Origin of the sequence: Mesorhizobium sp. M1E.F.Ca.ET.041.01.1.1, assembly GCF_003997355.1 — a bacterium.
Classification (GTDB): domain Bacteria; phylum Pseudomonadota; class Alphaproteobacteria; order Rhizobiales; family Rhizobiaceae; genus Mesorhizobium.
Genome location: NZ_RZSL01000191.1, coordinates 1 through 10,076 on the forward strand (window position 1 = coordinate 1; position 10,076 = coordinate 10,076).

11 protein-coding genes and 1 pseudogene are annotated in these 10,076 nt (G+C 63.0%); 1 reads left to right on the top strand and 11 read right to left on the bottom strand.

What is annotated here, in order from left to right; all coding sequences use genetic code 11:
* Both EOA38_RS17170 and EOA38_RS17175 read right to left on the bottom strand, forming a co-directional pair.
* Window positions 1-248: pseudogene (locus EOA38_RS17170) on the bottom strand (ABC transporter substrate-binding protein); the annotation flags it as partial.
* A gap of 67 nt (window positions 249-315) precedes the next feature.
* Entirely contained in the window at window positions 316-525 is a 210-nt protein-coding gene (locus EOA38_RS17175; protein WP_126092684.1) for a hypothetical protein, read from the bottom strand.
* Window positions 526-792: 267 nt separating this feature from the next.
* Between EOA38_RS17175 and EOA38_RS17180 the strand changes: the two genes are divergently transcribed.
* The gene (locus tag EOA38_RS17180; protein WP_126092685.1) at window positions 793-1,170 is read left to right on the top strand and encodes a cytochrome c family protein; all 378 of its coding nucleotides are present in this window, start codon (window positions 793-795) and stop codon (window positions 1,168-1,170) included.
* Between the two features lie 185 nt (window positions 1,171-1,355).
* Here EOA38_RS17180 and gph read toward each other — a convergent pair whose 3' ends face one another.
* The 9 genes from gph to EOA38_RS17225 all read right to left on the bottom strand — a co-directional run.
* Window positions 1,356-2,057, bottom strand: a complete 702-nt coding sequence (gene gph / locus EOA38_RS17185) for a phosphoglycolate phosphatase (RefSeq protein WP_126092686.1) — start codon at window positions 2,055-2,057, stop codon at window positions 1,356-1,358.
* Window positions 2,054-2,611, bottom strand: coding sequence for a thioredoxin family protein (locus EOA38_RS17190; RefSeq protein ID WP_127221167.1), 558 nt, complete (start codon window positions 2,609-2,611; stop codon window positions 2,054-2,056). Before EOA38_RS17190 ends, gph begins: the two co-directional genes overlap by 4 nt.
* A gap of 21 nt (window positions 2,612-2,632) precedes the next feature.
* Window positions 2,633-3,319 carry a ribulose-phosphate 3-epimerase gene (gene rpe, locus EOA38_RS17195; RefSeq protein WP_127221168.1) on the bottom strand — a complete coding sequence of 229 codons (687 nt, stop codon included), beginning with the start codon at window positions 3,317-3,319 and terminating at the stop codon, window positions 2,633-2,635.
* The gene (gene cbbX, locus EOA38_RS17200) at window positions 3,316-4,239 is read right to left on the bottom strand and encodes a CbbX protein (protein ID WP_127299780.1); all 924 of its coding nucleotides are present in this window, start codon (window positions 4,237-4,239) and stop codon (window positions 3,316-3,318) included. The genes rpe and cbbX overlap by 4 nt, the downstream gene beginning before the upstream one ends.
* A 39-nt stretch (window positions 4,240-4,278) precedes the next feature.
* Window positions 4,279-4,698 carry a ribulose bisphosphate carboxylase small subunit gene (locus EOA38_RS17205; RefSeq protein WP_127299777.1) on the bottom strand — a complete coding sequence of 140 codons (420 nt, stop codon included), beginning with the start codon at window positions 4,696-4,698 and terminating at the stop codon, window positions 4,279-4,281.
* Window positions 4,699-4,709: 11 nt separating this feature from the next.
* Complete coding sequence (locus EOA38_RS17210) at window positions 4,710-6,170, bottom strand: form I ribulose bisphosphate carboxylase large subunit (protein WP_127221170.1); 1,461 nt, start codon at window positions 6,168-6,170, stop codon at window positions 4,710-4,712.
* Window positions 6,171-6,204: 34 nt separating this feature from the next.
* The gene (fba, locus tag EOA38_RS17215) at window positions 6,205-7,284 is read right to left on the bottom strand and encodes a class II fructose-bisphosphate aldolase (protein WP_126092872.1); all 1,080 of its coding nucleotides are present in this window, start codon (window positions 7,282-7,284) and stop codon (window positions 6,205-6,207) included.
* Between the two features lie 11 nt (window positions 7,285-7,295).
* A complete protein-coding gene (tkt, locus tag EOA38_RS17220; RefSeq protein ID WP_127299778.1) occupies window positions 7,296-9,302 on the bottom strand; it encodes a transketolase in 2,007 nt (668 codons plus the stop codon).
* A 10-nt stretch (window positions 9,303-9,312) separates the two neighbouring features.
* Window positions 9,313-10,076: phosphoribulokinase (locus tag EOA38_RS17225; protein ID WP_127299779.1), on the bottom strand; the 764-nt coding region annotated here is incomplete at its 5' end.

Here is a 10,076-nt window from a genome sequence, read left to right on the forward strand (position 1 = left end):
ACCCACAGCCAGTCGGTCACGATCATATCGATCGCGCCGGCCAGTATCGCGACATTGGTCGCATCCTCGCCGGCGAAATAGATAACCTCCAGATCGATGCCGTTGGCCGCGTCGAACTTGTGTTGCTTCAGCGTATCGAGCTCCCAGCTCACCGTGCCGAACTTCAGCACGCCAATGCGAACCTTGGGCGCGGCGGAGGCGGCAATGGGATGTGATCCAAGTATCGCGGCCGTTCCGAGAGCTGCCAAACGGAGCGTTTTCCGGCGCGAAATCATGATGTTTCCTCCCGGGACTGCAACAAACCAGGGGCGCCGGTCAGATCGCCCGGTCCTTCGTCGGGAAGGCGCATTTCCAGCGCCTGACCTTGAAGGGCGGGTGTTCCTGCGACCATCTCGCGATTTCGCTGGGCGCCAGGATCATGCATTGGAACAGCGAGCCGCGGCTCTCGAAATAGAGATGCTCGTTTCGGCAATTGCCGGGATTGGCACTCAGGCAAACCGTCAATACGAGGTCGACCATATTCATTCAGCACCTCTTGCGCGCAAAGACGCCCGCTCTGGCGAAATCCTGCCCGCCCCATTGCCTGGGAAAATATCAGCCTGGACAAACTCAGCCTGACCGGGTTCCCGAGGTGCCCATGGAAATCCGGAATGACCCTGAAGCTACGCGTTCGCCCTAAGGCCGTCAACAAAGGCGAAAGGACAGTTGCTGTGGACCTTCGTATGGTTGACTTCGTCAAAGCAATGGCATGCAAATCATCAGGGGCGTCTTGACGATCAATGAGGAAATGCCATGCGCACTATCGCATTTTTCGCCGTCGCATCCTTTGCGGCTTTTACGAACCAATCCCATGCGCAGGATGCCGCGGCGGGTGAGAAGGTCTTCATGAAATGCAAGGTCTGCCACGTCGCGGACAAGGACCAGAACAAAGTCGGTCCGTCGTTGAACGGCGTCATCGGCCGGACGGCCGGCACGCATCCGGGGTTCAGCTATTCCCAAGCCATGGTGGCCGCCGGCAAGTCCGGCACCAAATGGGACGAACCCACACTGACGACCTATCTCCATGATCCAAAGGCCATGGTGAAAGGCACGAAGATGGCGTTTGCCGGCCTCAAGGACGACAAGGACGTGGCCAACGTCATCGCCTATCTCAAGCAATTTTCGAAATAATGGCAATTCTCGAAACAACGGCTTCGCCGGCCGTTCGATTTACGATCGGCCGGTGACTGCCTCCTTAAAGCGCGTCGCGATCTTTCAGATTCGCTCCCTGCGCTTTAAACTATTGATTTTACGCATGTCTTTGTCTCGAAACCGGGTCCCACTTTCGGGAGACATGCTTTAATCGACGCTGCGGATCAAGCAGCGGCGCGTAGCCTCTGCATCGCGGAAGGCAGATCGAGCAGGCTGTCGCAGACAAGGTCTGCGCCAAGCTCTTGGACGGGGATCTGGGTGTAGCCGCCGCGCAGCAGAACGACGGGCATGCCGGCAGCGCGCGCGGCGCCGACGTCGCTGCTGCTGTCTCCGACCATCAGCGCGTCGGTGGGTTCGACCCCGAGCTGATCGAGCGCCAGCAGCAGAGCGTCGGGTGCCGGTTTCAGGTGTGTCACCGCGTCTCCTCCGACGATCGCGCCGAGATATTCCGTCAAGTGGAAATGCAGCAGGATTTCGCGGGTCGCCAATTGCGGCTTGTTGGTGGCGACGCCCATGGCTGTGCCGTTCAGGTGGAAGTGCGTGAGAATCTCCCTGACGCCAGGCATCAGCTTCGTCAAGCCGGTCAGATGTCTGCGGTAGATTGGCGCCATGGCGCGGTTGGCCTCTTCGAGCGCGCTGGCGAGAAGTGGGGCTCCGGATGCCGCGAAAGCCCGTTCGACCAACTTTTTCACGCCGCCACCGATCATGGCCTTGACCTGATCCACGCTGAGCGGCGGCAGGTCGCTGCCGGCCAGCAGTTCGTTGACGGCCGCCGCAATATCGGGCGCCGAATCGATCAGCGTGCCGTCAAGATCGAACAGGATCGCCCTCGGAGACCGAAACGGCCTGCTTGCGCCGACATTCATGCGGCCTCCTTCCATTTGATCGAGCAGCCGATCGAAGCGATCTGGTCAAGCGGTCCGTCGCCGGTTCGGGCAACCTGCTTCATCGCCTCGAACAGATCGCGCCTCAGCCCGGGCGGTCCGGCGTCCCGTCGCGATGCGTCGAGCCGGCCGCGATATTGCAGCGTCAGCTCGCTGTTGAGGCCGAAGAAATCCGGGGTGCATACGGCTCCATAGGCGCGCGCCACTGCCTGGTCCTCGTCGTGGAGGTAGGGGAAGCTGAAGCCGTTCGCCCCGGCGAAGAGCTTCATGTTGTCGAAGGAATCCTCCGGATAGGCCTCCGCGTCATTGGAGTTGATCGCGACAAAGCCGATGCCTTCGACCTTGAGATCGTCAGCGTCACGCACGATGCGCGAAATCACCGCCTTCACATAGGGGCAGTGATTGCAGATGAAGGCAACGACCAGACCGTTGGGACCGGCCTGGCCGAAGATCGAGTGCGACTTGCCGTCGACGCCGGGCAAAACGGCATCGACGGCTTGCCAGCCGAAATCGCAAACGGGTGGGATTGCCGCCATGTCACCCTCCGACGAAACAGTTCACGCGGCTTTTCGCATCGCTCCGTCGGCCGCCTGTCTGATCGCATCGATATTGGCGCGATAGGCAGCCTCCGTGCCGCCCTTGAAGATGGCCGAGCCGGCGACGAGCACATTGGCGCCGGCCGCGGTAACCAGAGGAGCTGTCTCGGGCGTGACGCCGCCGTCGATCTCGATGTCGATCGGACGTCGGCCGACGAGTGCCTTGACCCGCCTGACCTTGTCGATGACCGCCGGAATGAAGGCCTGGCCGCCGAAACCCGGATTGACCGTCATCAAAAGCACCAGATCGAGCCGGTCGAGAACATATTCGATGACGCTCTCCGGCGTCGACGGATTGAGCGACACTCCGGCTTTCTTGCCGAGGCTCCTGATCGCTTGGAGCGAACGGTCGAGATGTGGCCCGGCCTCGGCATGCACCGTAATGATGTCGCAACCGGCATCGGCGAAAGCAGCGAGATAGGGATCGGCCGGCGCGATCATCAGATGACAATCGAAGACCTTGTCCGTTCGATCGCGGATTGTCTTGATCACCGGCGGGCCGAAGGTGATGTTGGGCACGAAATGCCCGTCCATCACGTCGAGGTGGATCCAGTCGGCGCCTGCCCGCACGACCGTTTCGACCTCGTCGCCGAGCCGCGAGAAATCGGACGACAGAACGGAAGGGGCGATGATGGTCTTTCCGGTCATTTGCTTTCTCCTTCCCCGGGATTTAGCGAAAATACCCGGCTGGCGGTGATGTCCTCGGCCGAGATCGTCGACAGCGCCTTTGCGTCGAGCGGTCCGTTGGCGCTCTCGAACAGGCGGTTGGCCTGCCTCAGCCGTGCCCGGTCGAGCGCATTGCGGATCGAGCGGGCGTTGGCGAAATGCGGCTGCCCGCGCCGACGTGCGATGTAGTCGACCATCGCCTGGGTTGCCGCATCATCGAACAGGTAGTTCTGCTGGTCGAGCATCTTTTCGGCGATCCTGAGCAGTTCCTCGTCCGTGTAATCCGGAAAGTCGATGTGATGGGCTATGCGTGAGCGGAATCCCGGATTGCTCTCGAAGAAGCGGTCCATGCGCTGTGCGTAGCCGGCGAGGATGACCACGAGATCGTCGCGCTGGTTCTCCATCACCTGCAGCAGGATCTCGATCGCCTCCTGGCCGTAATCGCGCTCGTTTTCCGGCCGGTAGAGATAGTAGGCCTCGTCGATGAACAGCACCCCGCCCATCGCCTTCTTCAGGATCTCCTTGGTCTTGGGCGCGGTGTGGCCGATATACTGGCCGACCAGGTCGTCGCGCGTCACCGAAACCAGATGACCCTTGCGGATGTAGCCCAGCCGATGCAGCAGGTCGGCCATTCGCAGCGCGACGGTGGTCTTGCCGGTGCCGGGATTGCCGGTGAAGCTCATATGCAGCGTCGGCGTCTCATGCGCAAGGCCCATGCGGCGGCGGGCCCGCTCGACCAGCAGGAGCGCGGCCGTCTCGCGGATGCGTCTTTTGACCGGGGCGAGCCCGATCAACTCTCGGTCGAGCTCGGCCAGGATGTCCTTGACGCCGGACGTTTCGAATTCCTCACGCAGATCGATCGCCGCCGGGACCGCGTTCTGAGGCGCTTCCGTTTCGGCCAAGGCTGGCGCCGACATGGCATTCTCCTCTTGTCGCGATGATCAGCCGTACCTCGTTCCAGCCGGCTTGTCGGCAGCGTAGGGTTTGGTGGTGTAGCGGATCATGCGGCCCGCGGCCTCCTGCCGCTCGAGCCGGTAGCCGGGTTCCTCGGCCGGACGGTTGACGATGAAGGAGAGCTTCACCGATTCCCAGCCATGCGAGGAATCGAAGGCGACAACGCGGATATAGGGGTCGCCATAGAGCTTACGGCATGCGTTCAGCTCCATCATCAGCGCCGCCGCGTCGGGATTGTCGAACATCGGGTGACCCCACATGTCCCAATAGACGTTGCGCGGGTGCGGGTCGTCGGTGAACTCGAGGCTGACGGCCCATTTGTTGTCTATGCAATATTGCACCTGTGCCCGGATCTGGTCGTCGGTCAGGTCGGGCAGGAAGGAAAAGGCCCCTTGGGTGATACGCATGACTGTTCTCCTTATTCGGCTGCCGTTGCCACCGGGACAAAGTCCGGCGTGTCGGTCGAGGCATAGTTGAAGGTCACATCCTTCCAGGTCTCGAGCGCCTGTTTCAGCGGCAGACAGTTCCTGGCCGCGTTCTCCAGGATCTGCGGCCCTTCCCGCACATAGTCGCGGCCCTCGTTGCGGGCGAGGATCATGCATTCGAGGGCAACGCGATTGGCCGTGGCGCCGGCGGCGATGCCCATCGGATGACCGATGGTGCCGCCGCCGAACTGGAGCACGACGTCCTCGCCGAGCAGGTCGATGAGCTGATGCATCTGGCCGGCATGGATGCCGCCCGATGCCACCGGCATCAGCTTGTTGAGCGAGGCCCAGTGCTGGTCGAAGAAGATGCCGTTCTCCAGCTTCATCGGGTTATAGTCCTCGCGGCAGATGTCGTAGTAACCCCTTGTCGTTGCCGGGTCGCCTTCCAGCTTGCCGACCACGGTGCCGGCATGGATGTGGTCGACGCCGGCAAGCCGCATCCATTTGGCGATGACGCGGAAGGAGACGCCGTGCGACTTCTGCCGCGTGTAGGTCGAATGGCCGGCGCGATGGAGGTGCAGGATCATGTCGTTCCTGCGCGCCCACTTCGCCATCGACTGGATCGCCGTGTAGCCGATCACGAGGTCGATCATGACGATGTTGGAGCCGAGTTCCTTGGCGAAGTCGGCCCGTTCGTACATGTCCTCCATGGTGGCCGCTGTGACGTTGAGATAGGTTCCCTTGATCTCGCCCGTCTCGGCCTGCGCCTTGTTGACGGCCTCCATGCAGTAGAGAAAACGCTCACGCCAATGCATGAAGGGCTGCGAGTTGATGTTCTCGTCGTCCTTGGTGAAATCGAGCCCGCCTTTCAGCGACTCGTAGACGACGCGGCCGTAATTGCGCCCGGAAAGGCCGAGCTTCGGCTTGACGGTGGCGCCGAGCAGCGGGCGGCCGAACTTGTCGAGGCGCTCGCGCTCGACGACGATGCCGGTCGCCGGACCCTGGAAGGTCTTCACATATGCGACGGGGAAACGCATGTCCTCCAGCCGCAATGCCTTCAACGGCTTGAAACCGAAGACGTTGCCGATGATCGATGCCGATAGATTGGCGATCGAACCCGGCTCGAACAGGTCGAGGTCGTAGGCGATATAGGCGAAATACTGTCCGGGCGCGTTCGGCACGGGGTCGACCCGATAAGCCTTGGCGCGGTATTTTTCAGATGCCGTCAACCGGTCGGTCCAGACCACTGTCCAGGTTGCGGTCGAGGATTCGCCGGCGACGGCTGCGGCAGCCTCTATCGGGTCGACACCGTCCTGGGGCGTGATCCTGAACACCGAGATTATGTCGGTATCCTTCGGCTCGTAGTCGGGCTCCCAATAGCCCATCTTCTTGTATTCCATGACACCGGATTTGTAGCGGTCCTTACCGGTCACGGTTTCGGATTTGTTGGGCATGAGGCTGGTCCTTTCCTTTTTGGCGGACCGCCGCTCAGGCGGCTTTGGCGGTTGCGATTTGCGGGTCGAGCTTTCCGGCGGCATAGCGTTTCGCCATCTCGTCCATGGCGATGACCTTGATCTTCGAAGCGTTGCCGGCGGTACCGAAGCGTTCGAAACGATCGCGGCAAAGGTCGCGCAAGGCGTCCATGGCGGGCTTCAGGAATTTGCGCGGATCGAATTCGCGCGGATCCTGCGTCGCGACGCGGCGGAACTGCCCGGCCATGGCCATGCGGCAATCGGTGTCGATGTTGACTTTGCGCACGCCGTGGCGGATGCCGCGCTCGATCTCCTCGACCGGAACGCCGAAGGTCTGGGGCATCTCGCCGCCGTGCTTGTTGATGATGTCCTGCAGTTCCTGCGGCACGGAGGACGAACCGTGCATGACCAGATGCGTGTTCGGCAGCTTCTCGTGGATCGCCTCGATCACCTGCATGGCCAGGATGTCGCCGTCCGGCTTGCGCGTGAACTTGTAGGCGCCGTGGGAGGTGCCGCAGGCGATCGCCAGCGCATCGACGCGGGTGGCGGTCACGAAGTCGACCGCCTGATCGGGATCGGTCAAGAGCTGGTCGTGCGATAGTGCGCCCTCTGCGCCGTGACCGTCCTCGGCCTCGCCCTGGCCGGTTTCCAGCGAGCCGAGCACGCCGAGCTCGCCTTCGACGGAAGCGCCGACCCAATGCGCCATGCGCGCGACGCGTTCGGTGATGGCGACGTTATAGTCGTATGTCGCCGGGGTCTTGGCGTCCGCCATCAACGATCCGTCCATCATCACCGAGGTGAAGCCGTGGCGGATCGCCGAAAGGCAGGTGGCTTCGTTGTTGCCGTGATCCTGATGGATGCACAGCGGAATGGCCGGATGGATCTCGGTCAGCGCCTCCATCATCCTGGCGAGCATGATGTCGTTGGCATAGGAGCGGGCGCCGCGCGAGGCCTGGATGATCACAGGCGCGTCGCAAGCGCTCGCCGCCTCCATGATGGCGAGGCCCTGTTCCATGTTGTTGATGTTGAATGCCGGCACGCCGTAGCCGTGCTCGGCGGCATGGTCGAGAAGCTGGCGAAGGGTGATGCGGGCCATTGTCGGTCCTCCTAGATGATGAGCTTCATCGCCGCTGCGGCGACGGCTTCGGGCGTGATGTCGAAATGCTTGTAGAGATCCGGAGCAGGGGCGCTTGCGCCGAAGCCGGTCATGCCGACAAAAGCGCCCGTCTCGCCGATCCAGCGGTCCCAGCCGAGCCGGGCGGCGGCTTCGACCGCGACGCGCGGCGCGGAGCCGAGGACGGACTTGCGGTAGTCCGCATCCTGTTCCTCGAACAGTTCCCAGCACGGCATCGAGACGACGGCGGGGGCGATGCCGTGCTCCCGTTCGAGCCGTTCGGCGGCGGCAACGGCGATCTCGACCTCGGAACCCGTGGCGATCAGCGTCACTGCACGGTGCGCGGACGGCTCGCGCAAGACGTAAGCGCCGCGGCTGGACCGGTTCTCGTCGCTGCGTGCCTGGCGCAGCATCGGCAGGTTTTGGCGCGAGAGCACCAGCACGCTCGGCCGCGTTTCGCTCTTCAGCGCCAGTTCCCAGCATTCCGCGGTTTCGATGATGTCGGCCGGACGGAAGACGTTGAGGTTCGGTGTCGCCCGCAGCATCGCCAGATGCTCGATCGGCTGGTGGGTCGGTCCGTCCTCGCCGAGGCCGATCGAATCGTGCGTCATCACATAGACGACGCGCTGGCTCATGAGCGCCGAGAGCCGCATCGCGCCGCGAGCATAGTCGGCGAAGCACAGGAACGTGCCGCCATAGGGTACGAACCCGCCATGCAGCGCGATGCCGTTCATGGCCGCGGCCATGCCGTGCTCGCGGATGCCGTAGTGAACGTAGCGGCCCCCATAGCCACCCGGCACGATGCGATCCATGCCTTTGGTGATCGTCAGGTTCGAATGCGTGAGATCGGCGGAGCCGCCAACCGTCAGCTCGGTTGCGCCGTTGATCGCGGCAAGCGCCATCTCGGAGGCCTTGCGCGTTGCGACCTTGGTCGCCTTCTCGACATGTTCCTCGCGGAAGGCGGCAAGAGCCTCGAATACCGCATCGGGCAATTTGCCGCCGATCGCACGCTCGAAGGCCTTGCGCCGCGGCGAGGCGGCAAGCCGCTGCTCCCAGGCGCGCCGCGCCGCTTGCCCGCGCTCGGCAATCTCGCGCCAGGCGGAAAGGATGTCGTCCGGCACCTCGAACGGTGCGTAGGCCCAGCCGATGTTTTCTCGCGTCGCGGCAATCTCCGCATCGCCCAGCGGCGCGCCATGCGTCTTTTCCGAACCGCCCAGATTGGGCGCGCCCTTGCCGATTACCGTGCGGCAGGCGATCAGCGATGGCCGATCCGACTGCCGTGCGGCCTCGATTGCCGCGGCGACGGCTTCCATGTCGTGGCCGTCCACCGACTGGACATGCCAGCCGGCGGCTTTGAACCGCGCCGGCTGATCCATCGACGTCGACAGCGAGGTCGGTCCGTCGATGGAGATGGCGTTGTCGTCCCACAGCACGATCAGCCGGGACAGCTTCAGGTGACCTGCGAGGTCGATCGCCTCGTGGCTGATGCCTTCCTGCAGGCAGCCGTCGCCGGCGATCGCGTAGGTGTAGTGGTCGACGAGATCCGCGCCGTGGCGGGCGGCAAGCATGCGTTCGGCCAGCGCCATGCCGACAGCGGTCGAAATGCCTTGTCCGAGCGGACCGGTCGTCGTCTCGATGCCAAGCGCGTGGCCGTGCTCCGGATGTCCGGCGGTACGGCTGCCCAGTTGACGGAACCGCTGCAACTCCTCGATCGGCATGTCCTCGTAGCCGAGCAGGTAATGCAGCGCATATTGCAGCATCGAGCCATGCCCGGCTGAAAGCACGAAGCGGTCGCGATCGGGCCAGTCCGGCGCTGTCGGGTCGATATTGATGAAGCGGCTGACCAGCACCGTCGCGACATCGGCCATGCCCATCGGCATGCCCGGATGTCCGGAGTTGGCCTTCTGCACGCTGTCCATCGCCAGCGCGCGGATGGCGTTCGCCATGTCGCGCTCGGAGGCAGAGGCGGCGACGGACTTCAATGCTGCCAGGCTGGTCATGGCGTCCTCCTCACGACACACGTTTCTTGCGTTCGATCAATTGCAGGATGAGCGGCGTCAGGATCAGCTGCATGGCAAGGTCGAGCTTGTTGCCCGGCACCACTATGGAATTCGGCCGCGACATGAAGGAGTCGTGGATCATTGAAAGCAGGTAGGGGAAATCGATGCCGCGAGGATTGGCGAAGCGGATGACCAGCATCGATTCGTCGGGGGTCGGAATCCAGCGCGCGATGAACGGGTTGGACGTGTCGACGATCGGCACGCGCTGGAAGTTGATCGCGGTCTGCGAGAATTGCGGGACGATGTAGCGGACATAGTCCGGCATGCGGCGCAGGATCACATCCATCACCGCCTCGGTGGAATAGCCGCGCGTGGCGCGGTCGCGATGGATCTTCTGGATCCATTCGAGATTTATGACCGGCACCACGCCGATCTTGAGATCCGCATGCCTGGCCAGGTCGATCTTGTCGGTGACGACGCAGCCATGCAGGCCTTCGTAGAAGAGTAGGTCGCTCGGGGCGAATTCGCGCCAATCGGTGAAATTCCCCGGCGGCGTGCCGTACAGCTTCTCCTCGTCCTCGTCATGGACGTAGGTGCGGGTCCTTCCGGTCCCTCGGCGGCCATATTCCTCGAAAACCCCCTCGAGGATCCCGAGCTCGTTGGCCTCGGCATGGAAGTGGGTGAAGTTCGGGTTGCCTGCCTTTTCCTGCTTGGCGACCTCCACCTTCATCGCCGCGCGGTCGTAGCGATGAAAGGCGTCGCCTTCGATGAAGG

Coding starts and splice junctions, on each gene's coding strand:
- EOA38_RS17175 (WP_126092684.1), bottom strand. CDS start 525: ATGAATATGGTCGACCTCGTATTGACGGTTTGCCTGAGTGCCAATCCC.
- EOA38_RS17205 (WP_127299777.1), bottom strand. CDS start 4,698: ATGCGTATCACCCAAGGGGCCTTTTCCTTCCTGCCCGACCTGACCGAC.
- EOA38_RS17180 (WP_126092685.1), top strand. CDS start 793: ATGCGCACTATCGCATTTTTCGCCGTCGCATCCTTTGCGGCTTTTACG.
- EOA38_RS17210 (WP_127221170.1), bottom strand. CDS start 6,170: ATGCCCAACAAATCCGAAACCGTGACCGGTAAGGACCGCTACAAATCC.
- rpe (WP_127221168.1), bottom strand. CDS start 3,319: ATGACCGGAAAGACCATCATCGCCCCTTCCGTTCTGTCGTCCGATTTC.
- tkt (WP_127299778.1), bottom strand. CDS start 9,302: ATGACCAGCCTGGCAGCATTGAAGTCCGTCGCCGCCTCTGCCTCCGAG.
- EOA38_RS17190 (WP_127221167.1), bottom strand. CDS start 2,611: ATGGCGGCAATCCCACCCGTTTGCGATTTCGGCTGGCAAGCCGTCGAT.
- fba (WP_126092872.1), bottom strand. CDS start 7,284: ATGGCCCGCATCACCCTTCGCCAGCTTCTCGACCATGCCGCCGAGCAC.
- gph (WP_126092686.1), bottom strand. CDS start 2,057: ATGAATGTCGGCGCAAGCAGGCCGTTTCGGTCTCCGAGGGCGATCCTG.